20 protein-coding genes are annotated in these 21184 nt (G+C 60.9%); 6 read left to right on the forward strand and 14 right to left on the reverse strand.

Annotation, left to right across the window (positions count from 1 at the left end):
• The first annotated feature begins 32 nt into the window (after positions 1-32).
• Positions 33-1025 (forward strand): aldo/keto reductase, encoded by a 993-nt coding sequence (locus tag ASB57_RS09140; protein WP_057651940.1) that lies wholly within the window; start codon positions 33-35, stop codon positions 1023-1025.
• Positions 1026-1186: 161 nt separating this feature from the next.
• The gene (locus ASB57_RS09145) at positions 1187-2449 is read left to right on the forward strand and encodes a hypothetical protein (RefSeq protein ID WP_057651941.1); all 1263 of its coding nucleotides are present in this window, start codon (positions 1187-1189) and stop codon (positions 2447-2449) included.
• A gap of 106 nt (positions 2450-2555) precedes the next feature.
• Here ASB57_RS09145 and ASB57_RS09150 read toward each other — a convergent pair whose 3' ends face one another.
• The 5 genes from ASB57_RS09150 to mltG are packed head-to-tail and all read right to left on the reverse strand — an operon-like array spanning position 2556 to position 7067.
• Complete coding sequence (locus tag ASB57_RS09150; RefSeq protein ID WP_057651942.1) at positions 2556-3470, reverse strand: ankyrin repeat domain-containing protein; 915 nt, start codon at positions 3468-3470, stop codon at positions 2556-2558.
• A 20-nt stretch (positions 3471-3490) separates the two neighbouring features.
• Positions 3491-4261: a TatD family hydrolase gene (locus tag ASB57_RS09155; protein ID WP_057651943.1), complete on the reverse strand. Its 771-nt coding sequence runs from the start codon at positions 4259-4261 to the stop codon at positions 3491-3493.
• A 42-nt stretch (positions 4262-4303) separates the two neighbouring features.
• Complete coding sequence (gene holB / locus ASB57_RS09160; protein WP_082621483.1) at positions 4304-5428, reverse strand: DNA polymerase III subunit delta'; 1125 nt, start codon at positions 5426-5428, stop codon at positions 4304-4306.
• Entirely contained in the window at positions 5425-6051 is a 627-nt protein-coding gene (gene tmk / locus ASB57_RS09165) for a dTMP kinase (protein ID WP_057651944.1), read from the reverse strand. The genes holB and tmk overlap by 4 nt, the downstream gene beginning before the upstream one ends.
• Complete coding sequence (gene mltG, locus ASB57_RS09170; protein ID WP_057651945.1) at positions 6048-7067, reverse strand: endolytic transglycosylase MltG; 1020 nt, start codon at positions 7065-7067, stop codon at positions 6048-6050. Before mltG ends, tmk begins: the two co-directional genes overlap by 4 nt.
• Positions 7068-7248: 181 nt before the next feature.
• Here mltG and ASB57_RS09175 point away from each other — a divergent pair, with 181 nt between their 5' ends.
• Positions 7249-8340: a folate-binding protein YgfZ gene (locus tag ASB57_RS09175; RefSeq protein ID WP_057651946.1), complete on the forward strand. Its 1092-nt coding sequence runs from the start codon at positions 7249-7251 to the stop codon at positions 8338-8340.
• A 147-nt stretch (positions 8341-8487) separates the two neighbouring features.
• Here ASB57_RS09175 and ASB57_RS09180 read toward each other — a convergent pair whose 3' ends face one another.
• Positions 8488-9177, reverse strand: a complete 690-nt coding sequence (locus ASB57_RS09180; protein ID WP_057651947.1) for a VIT family protein — start codon at positions 9175-9177, stop codon at positions 8488-8490.
• 136 nt (positions 9178-9313) lie between these two features.
• Between ASB57_RS09180 and ASB57_RS09185 the strand changes: the two genes are divergently transcribed.
• Positions 9314-10411 (forward strand): type VI immunity family protein, encoded by a 1098-nt coding sequence (locus ASB57_RS09185; protein WP_197425011.1) that lies wholly within the window; start codon positions 9314-9316, stop codon positions 10409-10411.
• 267 nt (positions 10412-10678) lie between these two features.
• On the opposite strand, the gene ASB57_RS09190 is transcribed toward ASB57_RS09185, so the two are convergent.
• Positions 10679-11026 (reverse strand): hypothetical protein, encoded by a 348-nt coding sequence (locus ASB57_RS09190; protein WP_057651949.1) that lies wholly within the window; start codon positions 11024-11026, stop codon positions 10679-10681.
• Positions 11027-11221: 195 nt separating this feature from the next.
• Here ASB57_RS09190 and ASB57_RS09195 point away from each other — a divergent pair, with 195 nt between their 5' ends.
• Positions 11222-11569, forward strand: coding sequence for a hypothetical protein (locus tag ASB57_RS09195; RefSeq protein ID WP_057651950.1), 348 nt, complete (start codon positions 11222-11224; stop codon positions 11567-11569).
• 34 nt (positions 11570-11603) lie between these two features.
• Complete coding sequence (locus ASB57_RS09200) at positions 11604-13931, forward strand: AAA family ATPase (protein WP_082621485.1); 2328 nt, start codon at positions 11604-11606, stop codon at positions 13929-13931.
• A gap of 109 nt (positions 13932-14040) precedes the next feature.
• Here the strand turns inward: ASB57_RS09200 and ASB57_RS30975 are convergent, their stop codons facing one another.
• From ASB57_RS30975 to ASB57_RS09235, 7 genes are all read right to left on the reverse strand, one after another.
• On the reverse strand, positions 14041-16269 hold the full coding sequence (locus ASB57_RS30975; RefSeq protein ID WP_156414105.1) for a hypothetical protein: 2229 nt from the start codon (positions 16267-16269) through the stop codon (positions 14041-14043).
• Positions 16270-16363: 94 nt separating this feature from the next.
• Positions 16364-17653 (reverse strand): hypothetical protein, encoded by a 1290-nt coding sequence (locus ASB57_RS09210; protein WP_057651953.1) that lies wholly within the window; start codon positions 17651-17653, stop codon positions 16364-16366.
• A 707-nt stretch (positions 17654-18360) separates the two neighbouring features.
• Entirely contained in the window at positions 18361-18696 is a 336-nt protein-coding gene (locus ASB57_RS09215) for a helix-turn-helix domain-containing protein (RefSeq protein ID WP_057651954.1), read from the reverse strand.
• Positions 18677-19054: a type II toxin-antitoxin system RelE/ParE family toxin gene (locus ASB57_RS09220; protein WP_057651955.1), complete on the reverse strand. Its 378-nt coding sequence runs from the start codon at positions 19052-19054 to the stop codon at positions 18677-18679. Before ASB57_RS09220 ends, ASB57_RS09215 begins: the two co-directional genes overlap by 20 nt.
• A gap of 143 nt (positions 19055-19197) precedes the next feature.
• On the reverse strand, positions 19198-19578 hold the full coding sequence (locus ASB57_RS09225; RefSeq protein WP_057651956.1) for a hypothetical protein: 381 nt from the start codon (positions 19576-19578) through the stop codon (positions 19198-19200).
• A gap of 151 nt (positions 19579-19729) precedes the next feature.
• On the reverse strand, positions 19730-20017 hold the full coding sequence (locus ASB57_RS09230) for a hypothetical protein (protein ID WP_156414106.1): 288 nt from the start codon (positions 20015-20017) through the stop codon (positions 19730-19732).
• Positions 20018-20605: 588 nt separating this feature from the next.
• Positions 20606-20965: an antirestriction protein gene (locus tag ASB57_RS09235; protein WP_057651958.1), complete on the reverse strand. Its 360-nt coding sequence runs from the start codon at positions 20963-20965 to the stop codon at positions 20606-20608.
• Between the last annotated feature and the right edge of the window lie 219 nt (positions 20966-21184).

The following is a 21184-nucleotide window of genomic DNA, read 5'->3' on the forward strand; positions in this document are numbered from 1 at the left end:
GGGCACTGGCCCACGAACAAGGAGTCAGCAAGATGGAATATCGCAAATTGGGCCGCAGCGGCTTGTCCGTATCGGCATTGGCGCTGGGCACGATGACCTTCGGTCGCGAATCCGATGAGAACGCCGCGCGCGACATCCTGGCCCTGGCGCTCGATGCCGGCCTGAACTTCGTCGATACGGCCAATACCTACGCCAATACCGCATCGGAAACGATACTGGGCCGGTTGCTGCAAGGCCGGCGCCAGGACGTGGTGCTGGCAAGCAAGTTCGCCAATCCCACCGGCCAGGGTCCCAATGACCGCGGCGCCTCCCGCCTGCACATCCTGAACGCCGTGCACGACTCCCTGCGCCGCCTGCAGACCGACTACATCGACCTTTACTACGTCCACCACATCGACCCGGACACACCCGCCGAAGAAACGCTGTCCGCGCTGGACACGCTGGTGCGGCAAGGCAAGATCCGCTACATCGCCTGCAGCAACTTCGAAGCGTGGCGACTGCTGGACTCCATCTGGACCAGCCGGACCCAGGGCTATGAACGCTACATCGCCCATCAGGCGCACTACAACCTGCTGGTGCGCGACGTCGAGGACGAGTTGATCCCGGTCGCCCAACGCGAAGGCGTGGGCCTGGTGGCATGGGGCCCCCTGGCCGGCGGCCTGCTGACGGGCAAGTATGGGGTCGAAGGCCGGCACCTGGAAGGCACCCGGTCCGCATCGCCCACGGGCGGTTTCGGCAGCCGCGAGCCGTACCTGGCCCGCAACTCGGCCCAGATCCTGGACCGTCTGCTCCAGCTGGCCGATACGCTGGACCAGACCCCCACCGCGATCGCCCTGCAATGGCTGCTGGCCAAGCCCGCCGTAGCCAGCGTCATCATCGGCGCGCGTACGGTGGAACAGGCGCGCCAGAACATCGAGGCGCTACAGACGCCGGTTCCCCGCGAAGTGCTGGACGAGCTGGACAGCCTGTCCCTGCCGCCGCCCCGCTATCCCAAGGACTTCGAGCTGACGCGCGGCCCGCGCTAAGGCGGATTTCATTGTCCCCTTGCCTGGAGGCAGCCCTGCATGCAGGCTTCAGGCCAGGGCTCCTCACAAGGGCGTCGCGCCCGCCAGCACGGTGGAATAACACGCATTTTCGATCTGTCCCATAATACAGGCCCTTCCAATACTTACAGGAGCCTTGCAACATGAGCCAGATCATGAGCCAACCCACCCCCAGCCTGTGGTACCGACTGCGGCGTCCGTTGATGGTCGTGATTCTTGGATTGCTGCCTTTCTGGCTGTTTTTCGGCACGTCGGAGCAAGTCACTGTGAATGGCGCGCAAGTGCGCGACTCCAGCTTCAATTTTTTCGGATTGATCCTGCCCCTCATCGGCCTGGTCTTGGCCGTGAAGATGCTGCGCAAGGATGGCAGCTATGGCGAACCCGCGCGCTGGTTGCCGCGCACGGTCCTGGTGGTGCTGGGTGCTTTGCTATGCCTGTTTCAGCTCGGACAAAACCTGGGGCTGTACCACGTCGACGCGGGCCGCTCGTTGCGCCAACTGAAAGTGCAGTTGTTGGGGCCGTCCGAACCGGGTGCACAGGCGCTGGCGCCGGAGATCGACAAGCAGATGCAGGCACGCACGCAACAGCGCGCGGCGTCCATCGATCAAGTGCGCTTGCGCGACGACATCGCCACATCGCTGGCGCGCCTGCAAGCGGGCGCCACCTTGTTCAACCTGTATGCCAAGGCTTGCGACAACTTCGATCAGCGCTTCGTCCTGGACCCGGTCCCGGCCATGCTGACCGAACAAGACAAAGCGTTCGTCGAGAAGGCCGTGAAGCTGACAGCGGATGATGCCGCGAAGAGCATCAACTGCCGGCAGGCCGCGGTAGGCGATTTCATGAACAACTGGCTGGCTGATGACATCTTGCGCAATCGTGCCGGCCTGGCCTTGCAGGTGGCCGCGTATCGCCAGCGCTTTGGCGACAAGCCCGCGGTGGAGACGCCCAATGCCGACCTGACGGCCGGCCTGCCGGTGGCGCTGGACGATACGCTGGATCAGGTGCAGCTGGCTTTGCGCACCGACCGCAAGCCGACGCCTGTCGGCAAGGCGGGCGCCGCCGAACTGGATTTTCCGGAGCAAGGCATCAAGCTGCTGTTCAACCCGGCGGGCAGCGTGGCGGCGATCACCGTGCGCCCGCCCTTCGCCGGCAGCATCCTGGGCGCGCAGCTGGGTGACAGCCGCCGCACGCTCAACCGGGTGGCCGGTGACGGCTGGGTCCTGCAAGGCACGCCGCGCAACAACAGCAGCGCCGCCGACGAAATCCGCGCGCGCGAGCAAGCCCAGGGCTTCGTCATGTCATGGCTGACCCAGTACGACGTAAGCGACGGCACGAAGGTCATGGTCAGCGGCCCGATCTACGCCGACTACGTCAACGAGATCAGGCTGTACAAGCCGCAGCGGTAAGGCGGCGGGAGCGGCCCATCAGGTCTACCCTGGCGGGTTGCCCGGTCCCCCAATAGGTCGCTTTTTTGACTTGGGGCGGCCCGGCGTCAAAAAGCTTGCTCTGGGCTCAGCGCTTGGGCGGGTCGTCGTAGGAGTTCAGCTTGACGCCGGACACGCCGCCCAGGGACGGTGCGTCATTGCCGGACTTGGGCGCGGCGGACGGCGCTGAGTTCATCCAATTATCGGGAGGCGCCGCGGAAGGCGCGGGAGACGGCGCGATGGCGGGCTGAGCGGCAGCGGCGGGGCTGGCCTGCGTACTGCCCTGCTCCGTTCCCGGCTCCGCGGCCGGCCCCGACGACGTGCGCGGTGGGTGATAGTTCCGGCTCGCCTTGTCCAACCATTGCGCCAGGTCATCCTGCTTCGCCGACCGGGCCCAGGCCGCGGCATCCAGGCCGGCCAGGCTGCGATTGGTCGGGTCCGCACCGGCATCCAGCAGCAACTGCGCCATCTGCTGATTGCCCGAACGGCCCGCCATCATCAAGGGCGTGGTGCCATCCGGCCCGGGCGCGTTGACGATGGCCTGCTTGGACAGCAGCAGCTTGGCCATGGCCACCTGTCCCGTCGACGCCGCGTAATGCAGCGGCGTCCACCCCAGGCGATTGACCTGCGCGCCACGCGCCATCAAGGCCTGCGCGCGTTTGATCTCGCCCTTCAACGCCAGGTACATCAGCGCCGTCTCGTCACTACCATTGGCGGCATTCACGTCGGTGCGGCGATCGGCGGCCAGGACGTCGAACACATTCCACGCGCCATCGCGCACGGCCTGCATCAATGCGGGCTGGCCGCGGTTCTTCTGATTGGGATCCCAGCCCGAAGCCAGCAGCGCCTTCATCTGGTCCGCATTGTCGTTGACGACGTAGATCCAGGCGTCCGCGGCGCTGGCCGCTTGCGCGGGCGGCACAGCGGTGAAGGCGCAGGCCAGGGTCAGGCCCAGCCCGGCAAGCGCGCGATCCACGCGGTAAGAAGTACGGTAGCGGTTCATGGATGCGGCCCTCCTTCGAGTCACTTCACGATCTTGTTGAACAACTTGAAGAAATTATCCGTCGACGCCTTCGCCACGTCGGCCACGGGGATGCCTTTCAGGTCAGCGATCTTCTCCGCGACGTGGATCACCTTGGACGGGTCGTTGAGCTTGCCCCGATAAGGCACCGGCGCCAGATAGGGAGAATCGGTTTCGATCAGCAGGCGGTCCAGCGGCACGTTGGCCGCCACTTCATGCAGCTGCGTCGCGTTCTTGAACGTGACGATGCCCGACAGCGAGATATAGAAATTCTGGTCGATGGCGGCCTGCGCCACTTCCCAGGTTTCGGTAAAGCAATGCATGACCCCGCCCGCTTCGGCGGCGTTTTCCTCGCGCATCAGCTTCAGGGTGTCCTCCGCCGAGCTGCGCGTATGGATGATCAGCGGCAGATTGGTCGCGCGCGCGGCCCGGATATGGGTGCAGAAGCGATTGCGCTGCCAGTCCAGGGGCTCGCTAAGGCGGTAGTAGTCCAGGCCGGTTTCACCGATGGCCACCACCTTGGCGTCCTGAGACAGTTCCGCCAGCTCTTCCGCGGTGGGCTCTTGCGTGTCCTCGTAGTCGGGATGCACGCCCACCGACGCCCACAGGTTGCGATGGGGCGCCACCAGATCCATCAGGCCCCGCCAATCCGGCAGATTGACGCTGACCACCAATGCGTGCGTCACCTGGTTCGTCGCCATGCGATCGAGAATGGCCGGCAGTTCGGCGGCCAGCTCGGGGAAATTCAGATGACAGTGGGAATCGACGTACATGTTCTAAGGGTAAACCGAGGAAAACAGCAGAGCCGGGCCCGTTCAGGCCTGGCAAGACAGCACCACGCGCTGCAAAGCGGCGTGAGCGAACAATTTGGCATTCAAGGGATGCCCGGCCAAGGCGCGCTGCTTGGTCAGCCAGCGGGCCGTTTCGGCCAGCCTGGCAGGCGCGGCCCTCGCGGCCGTGCGCGCCACCGGCTCGGCCAAGGCGGGGAAATAACGCGGCGCCGCGCCCGCTCCTACCAACATGAGGTCGACGTACAGCCTTTGCAAGGCGTCGATCCACTGCGCGGCCGGCAGCTTTTCCAGCTGATCGGCGAGCACGCCGATATCGCTGCCCTGCCCTTTGGCCAGCGGCAGCAGTAATTGTTCCAGCCACGCCGGACAGGCCGCTTCACCCGATTCGGCCAGGCGCAGCGCGCCCAGCGGCGCCCCGCCGGCAGCGGCCAGCCAGGCATCGGCGTCAGCCAGGCCTTGAGCCGCCAGCCAGGCGCGCGACGTCTCGGCGGACGGCGTCGGCAGCGGCAGGCGCCGGCAACGGGACAGCAGCGTGGGCAACAGGCGGTCCGGCGCGTCGGCCACCAGCAGGAAGATCGTGCGCGGTGGCGGTTCTTCCAGCACCTTCAGCAAGGCATTGGCGGACACCACGTTCATGGCCTGCGCGGGATAGATCAGCGCCACCCGCCAGCCACCGCGGTGTGTCGCGGTATTGAACCAGGACTCCAGCGCGCGCAACTGGTCGATGCGGATTTCCTTGGACGGCGCGCGTTTGCTGCTGCTGCCGGTGGCGGCCGGCTCGGCCGCGTCTTCTCCCGCTTCGGCGGCGGCGTCAGCCCCCTCTTCCAGGGCGATGGCTTCGGGCCGCACCCGGCGCAAGTCCGGGTGATTGCCGGCCGCGACCCAGGTGCAGGCATGGCAGGCGCCGCAGGCAAAGCCATCGCGGGGCGCCTCGCACAGCAGGCTGGCCGCCGCCGCGGCCGCGAATTGCAGCTTGCCGATACCCGCCAGGCCATGGATCAGCCAGGCATGGGCGAAACGCTCGCGCTGCGCCAGCCAGTCGCGCGCCAAGTCTTCCTGCCAGGGCAGGAAGCGCGCGATGTTGGCGGATTTCGCTTCCGCGCCATCCGCGCCGTCGGCGGCCGTTGCGTTCTTACGAGTCGCGTTCATGCGCGCGCATCCAGCAGCTCGCGCACTTCCTCGCGCAGATGCTCGCGCACCGTTTCGCGGGGACGGCTGCTATCGATCACGCGGATGCGATCGGGATGCAGGCGAGCGCGTGCGTGGTAGGCGTCGCGCGTGCGCTGGAAGAACGCCGCGCCCTCGCTTTCGAAACGGTCGGGTTCGCGGGCGTCGGCCAGGCGCGCGCGCGCCACTTCCAGGGGCACGTCGAACAACCAGGTGCGGTCCGGCTGCAACGATGGCCGCATCCAGGCTTCCAGCACGGCGACCCGTTCGGCGCCCAGTTCGCGGCCGCCGCCTTGATAGGCATAGGTGGCGTCGGTAAAGCGATCGCACACCACCCACTCGCCACGCGCCAGCGCCGGCTCGATGACCTGGCGCAGGTGCTCGCACCGGCCCGCGAACATGAGCAGGGTTTCGGCGTCCAGGCCCATGGCCTCGTGAAGCACCAGATTGCGCAGTTTTTCGCCGAGCTCGGTACCACCCGGCTCGCGTGTCACGTGTACCGTCAGGCCGGCCTGGCGCAGTTCGTCGGCTATCCACTGCACGTGCGTGCTCTTGCCGGCGCCGTCCACGCCTTCCAACGTCAGGAATCGTCCGCGTGTACTCATGGTTGTCGATCCCGTCCCAAGATATAGCGGCCCACGTTGCGATTGTGCTCCGTCAAAGTCGTCGAAAATTCGCTGGTGCCGTTGCCGCGCGAAACAAAATAAAGAAACTTGTGCTGCTCCGGCTGCACCGCCGCCAGCAGCGCGGCACGGCCGGGACTGGCGATGGGCGTGGGCGGCAGGCCCACGCGCGTGTAGGTATTCCACGGCGTGTCGGTCTGCAGATCCCGTTTGCGCAGCTTGCCCCCGTAGTTCTCGCCCATGCCGTAGATGACGGTGGGGTCGGTCTGCAAAGGCATGTTTTCCTTCAGACGGTTGGCGAACACGCCCGCGACCCGGTTGCGGTCCGGACCATGCCCCGTTTCCTTTTCGATGATGGACGCGAGGACCAGGGCCTCGTAGGGCGTGGCGGCCGGCGCGTTGGGCGCTCGCTTGTCCCAGGTCTGGGCCAGGATGCGCTGCCCTTCCTGGTAGCCGCGGCGCAGGATGTCGAAGTCGGTGCTGCCCGGCGTGAACAGATAGGTGTCGGGGAAGACCAGGCCTTCCATGCTGGCCGCGCTTGAGCCCAGCCGGCGCAGGATTTCGGCGTCGTCGACGCCGTCCAGGGTCTGCTTGATGTCCGGGTTGTCGCGCAGGGCCTGGCGGATTTGCCGGTAATTCCAGCCTTCCACGAAGGTGACCTGGCGTTGATTGACGTCGCCGCGCGCCAGGCGCTCCAGCAGCAGCCAGGGCGTATCGCCGCGCACGGCTTCGTATCCGCCCGCCTTGATCAGCTTGTCGCGCCCGCTCAGCCGGGCCATCCAGACAAAGCCGTCGTCCCACAAGGAGATACCAGCCGTATTCGCGGCCAGCGCCACGCCACGCGGGCTGGCGCCGGGATCGACCACGAAGTCGACCCGGTCGGACGCCATCCGCAAGGGCTGGTTCATCCATAGCCAGGCGCCTCCGCAGGCGGCGGCCAGGGCCACCACCACGAGGAGGAGAAATAACAGGAAATAGTAGATCGGTCGCTTCTTCATCAGACTCGGGAGTTTAATGGATTGCGCCGGGCGGATGCCCCGGTCGACGCGCGTATGATGTCTGCATGGCGCGGCCTTTTGTTTCAGACTATGGCAACCGCCGGCTTCGGCCGCTGTCTGGCGCATCAAGGGCTGCATTTTTCGGCTGTTTCATTCACGCCTGATTGCGGGCCGTTTTCTCATGCACGCCTTTTTCGAAGCTATTCCCGATTCCGCGCAAGGCATCGCGCACTGCGCACCCCTGCCCGACCTGCAGGTGATCAGCGCCAGCGGCGCCGATGCCCTGGCTTTTCTGCATGGGCAATTGACCCAGGACCTGACCGGGCTGGACAGCGGCCAAGCCGCCCTGGCCGGCTATTGCACCGCCAAGGGGCGTTTGTTGGCGACCATGGTGATGTGGCGCGAAGCGGAAAGCGGCGACGTCGCCCCGCCCCCGAATGTGGGCAGTGGCGCCGCTGGCGCTGCCGCTGAAGGTACTGCCGGCGCGGGTGCGGTGGCCGTGCCCCCGCCCGCGGTGTTCCATGCGCTGGTGCGCACGGATGTCGCGGCGGCGTTGGTCAAGCGCTTGAGCATGTTCGTGTTGCGCGCCAAGGCCAAGATCGCGGTCACGCCGCTGCATGTTGCCGGGGTATGGGGCGTGCAGGACGTCGCCGCGCTTGAGCGCGCCGTGGGTGGCGAATTGCCCCGTAAGGCCTGGCAACGCGCCAATCTGCCCAGCGGGACCTGGATCGCGGCGCCGGATGGCGATGCGGCAGCGGGCCCGCGCTGGTGGTGGGTTGCCAGCGCCGCGCAACTGGATGGGCAGGAATCGCCGGACTCGGCCCTGCTGAACAGTTTGAGCCTGGGTGACGCTGACCAGTGGCGGGTCGCGGACCTGGCGGCCGGCGTGCCCTGGGTCGGCACGCCGACGCAGGACATGTTCATTCCGCAGACCGTCAACCTGGACCTGGCGGGTGGCGTCAGCTTTACCAAGGGCTGCTATCCAGGGCAGGAAGTGGTGGCGCGCAGCCACTACCGCGGCACGGTGAAGCGGCGCATGGCTTATGGGCATATTGCTGGTGTGTCGGCCGCGGATGTCGCGCCGGGTACGGATGTGTACGATGCCAGCCAACCCGGTGAGCCTTGCGGCCGCGTGGTCGACGCCGCGGGTGCGCCGAATGCGGCGGTGCTTTTCGAGACGACGCTGTCGTCTCTGGAAGGCAATGGCTTGCGGTTGGGGGCTGTCGACGGCGCGGCGATTGAAGTGCGCGCGCTGCCGTATTCGTATAGCTGAGCGGTTTGCAGGCCGGGGCCGGCTGTGGCGCACCACACTGCCGCGCCGGCGGGATATCGCCGGGCAGCCGCACGGCGGTTTTCTAACTCAGGGCCGCCCTGAGTAAAAAACGTCTCTTTGTAGGGCCGGGCGACCTTATCGCCGGGCCTAGCCAGCGCCGCCGAACAAGGCGCCCGCGCTGGCCGTGATGGCCATGGCCAGTGAGCCGAGGATGGTGACGCGCACGGCGGCGATGCCCTTGGGCGCGCCGCCAGCCCAGGCGGCCACCACGCCCAGCAAGGCCAGGCTGACCACCGAGCCGCCGATGACACCTCGCAGCAACCACGGCGCGGGCAAGGCCATTGCCAGCAGCAGCGGCAAGGCCGCGCCACCGGCGAAGCTGCAGGCCGAGGCCAACGCGGCCTGCACCGGCTGAGCCCGGCTGCTTATCGAAATTCCCAATTCATCGCGGGCATGCGCGTCCAGCGCGTCGTGCGCCGTCAGGGCGCGGGCGACCTGGTCGGCCAGCTCTCGCGTCAAGCCCCGTTCGACGTAGATATCCGTCAGCTCTTCCAGCTCCACCGCCGAATTACCCTTGAGCGAACGTTGCTCCAACCGCAAGTCGGCATGCTCGACGTCGGATTGCGATTTGACCGATACGTACTCCCCTGCCGCCATCGACAAGGCGCCGGCGATCAGGCCTGACAGCCCCGCCGTCAGGATGGCGTGCTGGCCACCCGCGGCGGCGGCCACGCCGGCGATCAGGCTGGCCGTGGAGACTATGCCGTCATTGGCGCCCAGCACGGCGGCACGCAGCCAGTTGCTGCGGAATATACGGTGGTGTTCCTTCGACGGCATGACGCGATGCAGGTAGTGGGCTCGCAGGGATACTACTCGCTTCGGATGAAAAGTACTGTCAAACGTGTTGGAAATGCCCCCACAAGCTGTGGTCCATAATGCCACCTGCCCCCATCGCACCATGAGAGACGACACGATGTCCAAGCAAGCCTCCCAAATATCGGTAGAGGCGTTATCCACACTGCTGCGCGATCATCCGGAAACACTGCGATTTCCTGGTGCGATGCTGATGAGTTACGGGCCAGAAAATTATGTGGGCGCGGTGATTGCCATTACCGGTACGCTCTATTTTCAAGGCGGCCATACCACCGAGCGACGTCAGGCAATCGCCGAGTGCTTCGATGCTTACAAGGACTTAGCCGGGAGGAATCTGAAATGGCTGTGGCGTGAGGAAGCGCCTTCGGGTCCTCCTTGTCAGCCCTATAACAAGGCTTCCCCTTTGCGGGAAATGTTCAACAAGTTGGACGAGGACGACTTGTTGAATTTCCATTACACGAGCGGCATCAAGCGCGACGACGCCAGCATGTACACGTCTTTCGTCAATGCACCTCGTGGATGGAAAGCCAGGAAAGGGGAAAAACTAAGTGTCCTGCGATTTTCCCTTCCCTATCTTGATATCGTCGAACACCCTCGCCGATTTCAGGAGATGTTCGTCGACTTTGCGCGTCTTCTGGACGCTGAACACGGCCATGGCGGTTTCGGCTTCGTCTTGTCATCGTCCAAATGGGACCAGGATCAACCGACCGAAGCCTTCGTCGCTCGGCGCGTCGCAGGCTTAGATATCGGTGAGCCCACATTCATGGCGTCGGCCTTGACGCCTGACACCTTCAAGACAGTCGGCTGGCTGACCGCCATCAACGAACGCATGGTCGAGGCCGCCGGTGGAATAAACGCCCTGCGCTCCGAATTACCGCCCGCGTGGTTTGCCTTTTACGACTACGGCAACGGAATCGTTATCCAGGCCGGCAATGAACCTGACATTGCAACCAAAGAGCTCGACGACAAGCCTCCGATTTATGTCCTTCCGAACGCCGCACTACGATCGCTGCGTAGCCCGGAGCAATGGCTGCACATCGACAACCTCAGCAAGGACCCACCGCGCCTGACGGGAGCTGCCGGAGACGCCTGGATGCAACGCTTTGACGTCCCAGACGAAGCCCTCCTAGACGTCAAGGCCAAACTGCTGGACTGGCCCAAATTGACACCCGCACATACCCTGGATTCCGCGCGGTAGATCTACCGTTCGACGCCAAGCAACGCGTATTGGTGGCCCCCACCGCTGAGAAAACTGGTCTATGGCCTTGGACCCTCTCGTCGGGACGGCGGGATCGGAACTTGGGACCCCTTGCACCCCATGCAAGCCTTGAAAACTGAACACCTTATATATCAATGAGTTAGGCGTTGCACTCGCTGCGAACTTGTCCAACGCGGAGCATAAAAGGTTAACGAAGTCCCCACGAAGTCCGCACGGTCAAGGAGGCGGCAAAGCAACACCCATTGATCAAGATAAGAGTTTGATAATTTGGAGAAGCTCGTGCGCGCCCACCGCTAGGCCCAGCGCTCCAAGCGCCGAAAAGAATCGACCTAGATAGTAAGCAAATCGCCACTGGACATTTTTTGCGCAACGCCAAACGCTCATCACGACCCAAAGTCCAAAGACGAGGTGCAGCAGAAGCACGCCTAGTACGAAATGCGTGTGACCTGTCTCTCTGACAATTTCGACCCCAAGCCTGATCCATACGCGGAAAATTATTTCGCCAGAAACGTAGACCAGCCAGAAGATTCGCCACAGGTCCGCCTCGCCATCAAGGCAGCGAGAAAAGAATCGCTTCGATTTTTCTGTGCTCATTTACATCGCTCAACGTCGCTCGCGCTCGTTGTGGTCACCTCCACGTGACGTGGGAACTATGGTTCGACGTGACAATTCCACAATCGTGGGATTTTTCTCACAATAAGTAACTCATTGTATTTTAAGCACGGCCGAAAAGGAAACAACAACTTGCGATGCCTTGCTCAGGCGTAAGCGGCTGGGATGGAGACGCCTATGGGCCAACTCTTGGAACGCCCCATTTCCTTTCGCCTGTCTGCGGAAGCGAGCCGGCGCTATGAAATCGCGGCAGCCGAGCGGGGCATGAACCTGTCGAGCTATCTGCGTGACCGCCTGGAGATCGACGACCAGCTTGCCGAGCACATCGGCCAGTTACGGCTGACGCTCCTTGACGTCGGAATCGGGGGCCAACCCGCTGACGCCGCCCTACCGATACTCATTGAATTGCTGCTGCTTGCCCGCCGGCAAACGCCGCCTGGCGAGCGCCGAGCCATCCACCTGGAATTGGAGCGTCAGGGTATCCGTCCTTGGACGCCCGGAGAGACGCCAGACCCTGCGAACTAGTTTTCTCAGGCGCCAGCGCTCCAGAGGAGCACCTATGCACTTACGTAGATGGGTCGCCCTCGGGGTGGCGGCCGGACACCTTGCGTCCTGCGGTTTCACGCCGCCCCCGGCGCCGACGTCAAAAAGCGGGCCACGCATCCCGATCAACCAAGGCGACCCGCGCCGGTTGGCCCCCCAGTACGCGGCCGCCGCCGTGCTCGCACCGGTCTACGTGACGGCACAGGCGTTCAGGCCAGAGGATCTGCGACTCGATCCGCCCTCCGGTGCGGCGACCACCACGGCCCATTCCGCCAAACCAAACGCCCCGGCCTTCCAGCCTTGGATGGTCTCCCAGGGGGACGAGACAGTGCACCAGGCGCTGCTGCGGTGGTCGCTGCAGGCGCAGTGGACCTTCTCGAAATCACAATGGCTCGTGCCCGTGGACATTCCGGTGCACGAGTCAGCGCAAGTTTGGGCCAGCTCCTTTGAGGCGGCGGTACGCGCACATTCTCGGGCAGCTTCCACCCCGACGCTCGCCAATGAATGTCTACGCTGGGCAATCAAACATCACACCGAGCGCGAATGCGTCATGGAGGGCCAGGATATGCTCAGAACTGCACTCCGGCGGTCACACGGCACCGACATCACCCTCACCGACCTAAAGCGAGCAGTAAAGCGCTCCTTGGCACGGGGCCACCTCATCGTCGGAACCCCACTCTATCGAAAGATAGATGATCGCAGTGGCGTCGCGCGACCTCGCGCCGTCTGGATTGCTGCGGCGATGGAAGATGGAACCAGCAAAAAGCGCAGCGAAGAAAAGGTTCGACTGGCAATCGCGCGGGGTGAACTCATCCCATCGAACGCGCGGTACACGACGCAGATGTCCCGCGAACGGGAAAAACGCATTCTGCAGATAGAACGTGAAGGCCGCGGCACGCTTTCTCCGGTCCTTCTGCCCGAGGCCGCCACTCGATCACTGGACGCCTGTGGCCTCACGCTTGGTCAACAGGCGGCGGCCGAACTCATTCTAACGACGACAGACCGCTTCATTGGTGTTCAAGGTAAGGCGGGCACGGGAAAGTCGCACATGCTCGCGCAGGTCATCTGCGCCGCCGAAGCTGCGGGCTACACCGTCCGTGCCGTTGCCTCCTATGCCAAGCAAGTGCAGGCGCTCCGCGAACATAGTGTCGAAGCGCGGACCTTGGCCTCGGTCATGGCGGCCCGTCAAAAGGAACGATTCAAGCTAGACGGCCGGACACTTCTCGTGATCGATGAAGCGGGGGTGGTCCCCGTTCGATTGATGGAGTGGATCATGAGAACCGCCGAAGCGGACGGCGCGCGTGTCGTCCTGCTTGGCGACACCGGGCAGACAAAAGCCATCGAGGCAGGCAAGCCTTTTCAGCAGTTGCAAGACGCTGGCATGGCCACGGCGCTGATGAGTGACATCGTTCGTCAGAAAGAACCTGTACTGAGGGAGTCTGTCGAGCTAGCAGCATGCGGCCATGCATCTGCATCGCTGCAGCGTCTCTCAGATCGGCTCGGAGCGGTGCGCACAATCGACGACGACCATGCTCGCTACAACGAAATCGCTTACCAATACGCTGCACTTCCGCCTGATGAGCGGTCAACGACGCTCATCATCACGGGCACCAACAAATCACGCAACGCGTTGAACGACGCAACCCACGAGGCCCTCGGATTGGCGGGTCGGGGCTTCGAATTCAACCTGCTGACTCGCCGAGACACCACGCAGGCCGAGCGACGAGTCGCAAAGTACTTTGTCGCTGGAGACATCATCCAGCCCGAGCGGAGCTATGGCGCCGGCAATCTCCTACACGGTGAAATGTACCGGGTCCTTGGCGCAACATCTCATAGCCCGAATCAACTAGAAGTTGAGCACGTCTCAACCAAACAGCGACGCACTTTCAACCCGGCCCGGACCACGAAAATCTCCGTATACGAGCCCGTTCGCTCAGAGCTGTCGGTCGGCGACTGCGTTCGTGTCACGCGGAACAATGCCGAACTGGACCTAATCAACGGAGACCGTTTTGAAGTGCTGGCAGCGACACCCACCTCCGTGACTGTCCGCAATGGCACACGGCGGGTAACTCTAAATGCTTCCACAACTCCACTGCACCTTGATCGCTCGTACGCGTCGACCAGCCACAGCGCACAGGGCTTGACGTGCAATCGCGTTTTATACAACGCTGAAAGTTTCATCCAGACAACACAACGCGACAGCTACTATGTGGCAATCTCGCGTTCGCGCATTGCTATAACAGTCTTTACAGACAATTCAAAGTGCCTCACCAAGGCAGTCAATAAAACGGCACAAAAGTCCGTCTCACTCGATGTAGCACCCCATGGTTTTCAAGCTTGTTGATTGAGCCAGATCTATATTCCGAAAGGGCCATCAGCACTGCTGACTGCGGCGATCTGGAATGGGAAACAATCCAGCATCTACTTTTAAGCAAATGGTGAAGCCGCATCCTCTACTCAGACGGCCGCTTGGGTTGAGGTATTTCCTTCGCCAATATGCCCAACCAACCCGGTAATAATAGCGCCGCGGCTATGACGGCTTCTAGATGACTTTGGTGCAAAGTAATACGCTTCATTACCAACGCGAGCAAGAACTCCCCGACCGCATCCCCAGCGGGCGACCCGTACAGCTCGATCAACCGCAGAATCAAACGTTGCATGTCGCTGCTTACATCGGGACTCGAGGCAAAATTAAGCTCAGAGCGATAAGCCGCTCGGAGTAGAGACGCCTGAATCGCTGGATCATTAAAGCGCGTGAAATTTGCAGGAGATATGAGAGTCTGCTGAAATAGCCCGCTCACAAGGCTAGTATCACTTTTCTTCGCACCGCCAGATCGACATGATTCTAGAAAAACCGCAACGGTCATGAAGACACCGGCACCCAAATCGTTGCCCGAAATCGAATCGCTTCTTTCCCAAAGCAAAAACCCTGGGGACGTTACTAATGCTCTACCATTATATGAGGGCAAGAACGTATGTACGCCACCGAGACCGTTCCCGTCGCGAAAATGATCTAGTCGTTCTCGAAGAACATCCGGGAAATCGAGATTTTGGCTGGCACATTCGTCTTGCACCCGACGCAAAGCAAGAAATTCCTCATACCAATGGAAGTCATGGTCGAGCTTACCTACGGGTAGAGCCACGGCGTGCTTAAAGTGGTAAGCTCGATCATCTGCGTTCGATTGAAGGTCCTTCTGTAATTCATCTAATCTAGATCGACTTTCCGGCAATACCGCCAGAGCCAGGAAGAGCCTCGGCCCACTCGGCTGAAGTATTCGAAGAGCAGCACTAATTTGCTTAAATACAAATCCGTTTCCTAGAATAGGTGCGGAAACGATTACACCCGCACTACCCATAAACGCCTTTAATTCGTCACCAGGCCGATCGATCTCCGCACTGTCCACAATTCTAATTTGAGGCGTAGGTGATATTTGCCGAAGTATCGATTCGATGCGCTCTGCTAGTCTTCTAGATGCACCTTCGCCTGGACGACCGCTCTCGAGTGTGTCAACTGGATGAATGATCGCAATATTACCCGCAGCAGAATAGTTGGATAACCAGCTACGCAACAAGCATTCCCCTGCAGGGGATTCTGTGCAATATCGTTCAATTAGCGCATCGGTATCCAATGAAACAGACCAAAATAGCTGGGCCGCCGGCCGGCGCCGTGCCATCAACGGCAGTCGTTCATCGGCAAGCTGTGCTAATTTCCGCTTGTGGCCATCCGAAAGAGCCAAGTGCACCAAGCGAACAGATCGAGGCCGAAAATTCTGATTTAGGAATCGCTCGCCGATTATTCGCACAGACTCCCAGCCTGGAGAAAGTTCAGTAACCTCAGTCTCAAACCTCGCCCGCAGTCCAGATAATGCAGGCAGTCCTTTTAGGTCACGCGGAAGACGATGGACATACCAATCCTCATCAAAAAAATTTTCCCCACCCCTTTCGTCCTCCTCTACAGGCATCAATCCAAGAATAGTGACGCATGACACATTCCTAGTGCCTATTTTATTTTGGAGTTTGCGCAACAGGCCCCCAGAGGTGGATGCTGAACAAATTACGAAGGCTGGGCCTGACTGGATAGAGTTGTCTTCGACCCCCTCATAGGATCGGATGCTCTGTATGACAAATCTAGTCTCGGAGTTAATTTCACGTCGGAAGCTCACAAGTGCGTGGCCCAATGGCCACATAACCATAGAGTCGATCAGTACTCGAACCTTGTCTCCACGAAACTCATCGCAGTACCTACCGAACGCACGGAGCAAACGGAAGGCCAAGAGTTCAATAGACTCCGTACAGCTCAGCAGCCCTTCCGCGCGAATAAAATGAGAGGAATAACGGTCAGATTGTTTGGAAAAATAAAAACCTGGAGGAGCTGCGACAACGATACTTCCGTCTTCCAGCCGTGACTGGATTAGACCTGCAACCGCAATATCAAGAATCTCCCCACAGACAGCGACGTCAAGCTGCGATTCACCTTCTTTCACCACATGCCGAAGATTGCCCGCTCCGTCGCAAGAAAGTAAATATACGCTACTCAACTTTTTGAGAATCTCAAGCGCTGCGTCCCCTTCGGCATCGTCCATGCTCTTTGTGAGATTTTCCACCACAGTACTGGTGCCCAGTATGTATATCGCAGGTGGGATCACTGCATCTTCCGACCAATCTTTAAAAGCGTCTTTCACTTCCAGCCACTCGACTGGATCCGACCCAACAAAGATAAGCAAACCGTCTTTCGAAGACCTAGTAGCTCCGGAAATCTGAACGAATAACATATTATCAGACCGGCAAGAGAATAGAGTAAGCAGTACCTTCAACAGCGCCAATTTCGCTGTTGGACCACGGCCGCAAAAAGAAAATCATCTCCCCAGATTGGAGAAAAACGTGTGTCCCATCATCGAGTTTGACATAATCTTCAGAAATGTCTTTGCGCTTCAGCTTCACCTCTATAACACCTATCGCCGACTGTGTTCCAAATAAAAAAGCCAACCGACCAGTCCGCAGACGGAGAAAGCCGTTTCTCTTTCGAAGGAGGTTAGCGATGCTGAACAAACCGACGCCTCGCAGGGAATTCCCCGAACTCGTTCGCCATTTTTTGAAGCATTCGACTACGGCCTCTTCTTCTTCTTGAATACTTATTTCACTTAGATCTGCAATTGATCTTTTGTTGTTAGGACGATTAGCCAGCCAGCGCCTAGCCAATCCCGGACCTGCGTCCACCATTGACAATTCAACAAAATCCAGCGTCCTGAGCTCTTTCGGGTGATCGCTCGGCGCTTTCACTTTAACTTTTTCTAGAGTAGTTAGGCTGTGCAATAGGTAGCTTTGCACATGCGTATTTTGTCCGGAGAATCTTAAGAGGCTATCGTTATCTATTGTAATTAAGCGGAAGGTGACGGCGCGAATTCCCTTTTCATACTCAATCCCATGCTGATCCGATCGTGCCCACCAGTCCGAATTCTCGACAAGCTCTTTCACCAAATGTGCAAGGGAGTCTGTAACTTCTCTGACATATGCTGATCGCCACTCGGGCGCCAATTGCATGACGATATCTTGCACGATAATTCGAACATCGCCCTCTCGCTTGACACGCCAAGCACCTTGGTCAAACTCGTAAAACGGCCGAATAAATTCACGCTTTCCGCCTTGAATACAGAGCAAGTTGGCTCTTGACTCCGACTCCTCATGGGTGTTTTGAAAATCAAAACGTTCCATCGCATCTAAAAACTCCGAATACCCCTTCGCCGCACTCCGCCTCAAAACTTTTTTCTCGGAATCGAGCAGTCGACCTGCCAAAATCCACGCAGCAACGAAATAGGGAAGACCTAGATGCGTTTTGACAGCCGTTTCGAATGTCTCTGAAGATAGATCCAGACCTTGAAAGACCGCTTCGCTTTGATCCCCAAATTTTCGCGCCCACGTAATCACGAACTGCAGCAACGCGGCCTCGGCGCAAAACGCCGTTGCTCGAACCGACACCTGCGGGATTGTGAGTTGTGGATCGCTATTACTAGTCAGTAGGGTGAGCCCTTCCTCAATGCTCTCAATATCGAACTGGGGTAGTCTCATCAGCAATTCCTTTCCGTGATCACGACGCGCCTTTACTACATTGCGAGCAAGAGTACTACAAATAGCTACGCGCCGTCGGGGCAAACCGCTCACTCGTGATGATCGACTGTGATGAATACTCGCCTGCTCGCATTTGTCACATTCCAATCTCACGAGCAGGCACTTCAGTATCAATATCGCGTATTTGCGGCAGTCAATGTCTCGTGACGGCTAACTAGGCTGTCCACGTTTTCGGCAAGATGCACGAGTCGCGCAAAAGGGATCAGTGCTAGCAGCTGCGCATTAGGCATCTTTGTAAGACGTCCTATCCCCAAGATATCCCGCGCCCACTAAGGCAGCCTGCACCCCCCACGGGTGCGTCCTGTGTGGGAGCTTTAAGGGACCATCGGCGCCCTGCGCCGGTGTGGCCTTAAGGGTTTCAGTGGGCGTCCGGGGAACGCCCACAACGTCCAGGCAGCGGGCCCCGCCGGCGTAGCCGGTGGGATGTCGGCCGCCCACCATGCAATGCGTTGTTCAAAAGCCAAAAGCCACCCAAAGGTGGCTTCTGGCTTTGGCTCGATGCGTATTGCCGACGGGCGCGAATTCCAACTTACTCGCCATGCGAAGGATCCAGATCGGATAGGCTACAGCCCCGTATTGGTCAGCTTCTTCGGGTCTGGCGATGCGTTCACCGCCAATGCTGTCGGCGGCACCACAGGACCCAAAGCTCAGGCGGTGGCGAGCGTCAGATGCCCGACCGAGTTGGCCGTAGCCCGCACCTTAATTTCGATGTCGTAGCCGAGGCGAGTTAGGCAGTCCATGAGCTTGCGCTCAGACAGGTTTGTAAAGTCGCCGTGCATCATGCCTGACACTTTCGCCTGTGTAACGCCCATGCGCTTGGCCGCCGCCTGTTGCGTCAGGCCAAGGCTACGCATGGCTTTCCTGATTTCGACCACGAGGCCTGTTTTGATCCTCAGTTTCTCGGCATCGGGTAGCCCCAGATCGGCAAACACGTTTCCCGAGCTGCGTTGAACCTCCACGCCATCAATGATTCGCTTTTGCATTCCGTAGCTCCTGAGCCCATGCCTCGGCAACCTTCAACCGGGCGCGGATGATCTCCATGTCTGTCTTTGGCGTCGCAATCCCGCTCTTGCTCTTCTTCTGGAAGCAGTGCAGAACGAAGACCGCCTCCGGGAACTTCACGGTATAGACCGCCCGGTACGTACCGCCTACGTCATTTTCGACCACTTCCAGTACACCAGCCCCGCCAAAGCCCTTGAGCACCTTCGCCAGATCATCCTGGTCGCCCATCTGGGCCAACGACAGCGCAAAGCCAAAGCGTCGGCGCACGTCGACCGGCAATGCCATCAGATCTTTGTAGCTGCTCGCGATCCATTCGAGCGGTTTCTCTTTAGCGACCATCGTATTTTATACCTGTTCAGGTAATTAAGCAATAACAACGGTCGGTGTCGGTTTCTGGCCGAGTGGCATGCGCCAACTCCGCCTGACTGCATAGAGGACACTTCATGGTCATAGCTCCTTAAAGGACACAAACAACACATCGCCTAGTGGCGTAGCCACCAAAACAGCGTGGCGCCTCGGTAAAGCGGCTGATCGCCGCACTCGTCAAAAAACGCCTGGAGGCTCATCGCGGCGCCCGTAATCCGTGCGTGCGCCTGCGCGCGGGTGAGCACGTCGGCTGCGCCCCGCATTGCGGCTCGAGCCACGGCACGGGCGGGGACGACGTCGTCGAGATCGGCTAGCAGTTCGATGAGATCGGGCCGATGCCCCCGCCATACGATGGTGTCGTCTGGCGTGCTCACATCAACAACTGGCTCAGGGTCGTCTGACCAATGGGTCACGAACGGGATGAGATGACGCGTCAACGCGTTCAGCGTTTTCTGCGATTCGACAGATCGTGGATGGATGTAGAGATTGATAAACATCGCTGGTGCTCCTTGCGCTGAGATACGCGCGTAAAAGCCCTCACCAAACGTTCCGCTGAACCCGTCCGCGCGCCCGATTCCGTCGATCAAATTGGCTTGTTGGTTGTCGGACGCGCGGTCTGGTTCCCTCGCTTTCGCGTAAGCTCGGGGCTTAGAATGCCTCGCCGTTCACGTCTTCATCACCGGCGTGCCACGGTGCCGCTTGGCTGGCTTGCCCCAACTCCCAGCCGTACTCCCAACACCGGGCGAGCGCAGGAATGTCGGTGAGGAGCAAGGGAATCTCGGTGGCTGCCCACCCGTTCCAGAAGTCTCGATCGCCCTGCTCGTACGCGATATCGAGCGCCGTATCCTCGGCATCGAGCCGCTGCCGGGGATCGGCCAACTGCGCGGCGCGAGACCACGCTTTCCTCGCCTCCAGCCCTCGGATGATCAACTCCATCTCGGGCCATACCATCGGTGTGATGTCTTCCTTGATGACTCTCCAATGCATGAGGGGTTAGGGCTGACCGGGCTTGTAGATCGTTAGCCCGAGGGTGAACGCCTGGGATCGCTAGGCCGTTGCTTCGCGGTGGTTGCCGCCGGTCCTGTGAGTCGCCGAGCCCGTGCCGATCGGGATCACGAAGCGCCGACCGTAGCGGGGCGGGCGCGCAAGCCGCACGCGGCGCACAGGCCGCAGGCCGAGCACCGAACGGGTGAGCACCCGGCGCAGCGCACCCCGCGCAGGGAGACGTGTAGTGATACCGTCGGTGGTGTAGGGCGAGGCGGCACGCAGGACTGGCGTGCTTGCGAAGGATCGTCGGCGAGACACAGACGTGCCGCGCGGCGAGCGCCACCCGCCGCGGGACCCGCGGCGCCAATCGCGGCCGTAGGCCGAATGGTTTGCACAACGCGCCGTGCACGCGAAGGGGCCTCCCTTCCTCCGCCCCGTCGCGAGGCGACCCGCCCGCCCTGGCCGACGGATACGTGCGATGGCCGCCGGACACCGTTGGCCGCGTGCCAGGCGAACCAACGGCGGAGCCGTGCTTCGTTAATCGATTGCCGCGTAGATCGCCGCCACCTCAGGATGTTCAAGGGCGAACGCCTTTAAGGCGTGGTAACGATCAACGAGTCCGTCGCCGCGCACCGCCTCGCAGAGCTCTGAGAGCGCGTACAAGGTGGCGACGATGCCGGCCGCGTCTGCGGACATCGTGCAATCACAATGGTTTAAGGGCCACCGAATGCGAAGCTCGGTGTAGCCGGCGGGCGCGAGATAAAAGCCGCCGGGAATCTCGTAGAAATGCCAGTAGCCGCCGCGGTAGTCATCAGAAAGCAACTCGATCCAGCGATAGACGAGCAGCTCCCCCTTCAGGAAGTCGCGAGGGCCGAAATACGTGGGAAGAAAGGCCATACTCGTGCTCGGGAGCGAGACGGGCCGCGGGTGTAGGTGCGGTCATGATGGGCTCCTTGAGGATCGATCCCGCCAGGTGGCGGGACGGGAGCAGAGGTGCCCTGCGAGTCAAGCGGCGGGGGCAAGGGGACGTGGAATAAAAAGCGAGGCGCGCCGAGCGGTTTATGCCGCGAAAGCCTCTTGCCCCCGGTGCGCGCAGGACCACGATGCGACGTTTGC

Source organism: Bordetella sp. N, assembly GCF_001433395.1.
Taxonomy (GTDB): Bacteria; Pseudomonadota; Gammaproteobacteria; order Burkholderiales; family Burkholderiaceae_B; genus Bordetella_C.

Excerpts from the sequence above, each read along its gene's own strand:
- ASB57_RS09190 (WP_057651949.1), bottom strand. The coding sequence starts at position 11,026 with ATGAGCACAGAAAAATCGAAGCGATTCTTTTCTCGCTGCCTTGATGGC.
- tmk (WP_057651944.1), bottom strand. The coding sequence starts at position 6,051 with ATGAGTACACGCGGACGATTCCTGACGTTGGAAGGCGTGGACGGCGCC.
- ASB57_RS09215 (WP_057651954.1), bottom strand. The coding sequence starts at position 18,696 with ATGCAAAAGCGAATCATTGATGGCGTGGAGGTTCAACGCAGCTCGGGA.
- ASB57_RS09210 (WP_057651953.1), bottom strand. The coding sequence starts at position 17,653 with ATGAGACTACCCCAGTTCGATATTGAGAGCATTGAGGAAGGGCTCACC.
- ASB57_RS09150 (WP_057651942.1), bottom strand. The coding sequence starts at position 3,470 with ATGAACCGCTACCGTACTTCTTACCGCGTGGATCGCGCGCTTGCCGGG.
- ASB57_RS09225 (WP_057651956.1), bottom strand. The coding sequence starts at position 19,578 with ATGTTTATCAATCTCTACATCCATCCACGATCTGTCGAATCGCAGAAA.
- ASB57_RS09185 (WP_197425011.1), top strand. The coding sequence starts at position 9,314 with ATGTCCAAGCAAGCCTCCCAAATATCGGTAGAGGCGTTATCCACACTG.
- ASB57_RS09175 (WP_057651946.1), top strand. The coding sequence starts at position 7,249 with ATGCACGCCTTTTTCGAAGCTATTCCCGATTCCGCGCAAGGCATCGCG.
- ASB57_RS09155 (WP_057651943.1), bottom strand. The coding sequence starts at position 4,261 with ATGTACGTCGATTCCCACTGTCATCTGAATTTCCCCGAGCTGGCCGCC.
- ASB57_RS09140 (WP_057651940.1), top strand. The coding sequence starts at position 33 with ATGGAATATCGCAAATTGGGCCGCAGCGGCTTGTCCGTATCGGCATTG.
- ASB57_RS09195 (WP_057651950.1), top strand. The coding sequence starts at position 11,222 with ATGGGCCAACTCTTGGAACGCCCCATTTCCTTTCGCCTGTCTGCGGAA.
- ASB57_RS09145 (WP_057651941.1), top strand. The coding sequence starts at position 1,187 with ATGAGCCAGATCATGAGCCAACCCACCCCCAGCCTGTGGTACCGACTG.
- ASB57_RS09180 (WP_057651947.1), bottom strand. The coding sequence starts at position 9,177 with ATGCCGTCGAAGGAACACCACCGTATATTCCGCAGCAACTGGCTGCGT.
- ASB57_RS09230 (WP_156414106.1), bottom strand. The coding sequence starts at position 20,017 with ATGGAGTTGATCATCCGAGGGCTGGAGGCGAGGAAAGCGTGGTCTCGC.
- ASB57_RS09235 (WP_057651958.1), bottom strand. The coding sequence starts at position 20,965 with ATGGCCTTTCTTCCCACGTATTTCGGCCCTCGCGACTTCCTGAAGGGG.
- ASB57_RS09200 (WP_082621485.1), top strand. The coding sequence starts at position 11,604 with ATGCACTTACGTAGATGGGTCGCCCTCGGGGTGGCGGCCGGACACCTT.
- mltG (WP_057651945.1), bottom strand. The coding sequence starts at position 7,067 with ATGAAGAAGCGACCGATCTACTATTTCCTGTTATTTCTCCTCCTCGTG.
- holB (WP_082621483.1), bottom strand. The coding sequence starts at position 5,428 with ATGAACGCGACTCGTAAGAACGCAACGGCCGCCGACGGCGCGGATGGC.
- ASB57_RS09220 (WP_057651955.1), bottom strand. The coding sequence starts at position 19,054 with ATGGTCGCTAAAGAGAAACCGCTCGAATGGATCGCGAGCAGCTACAAA.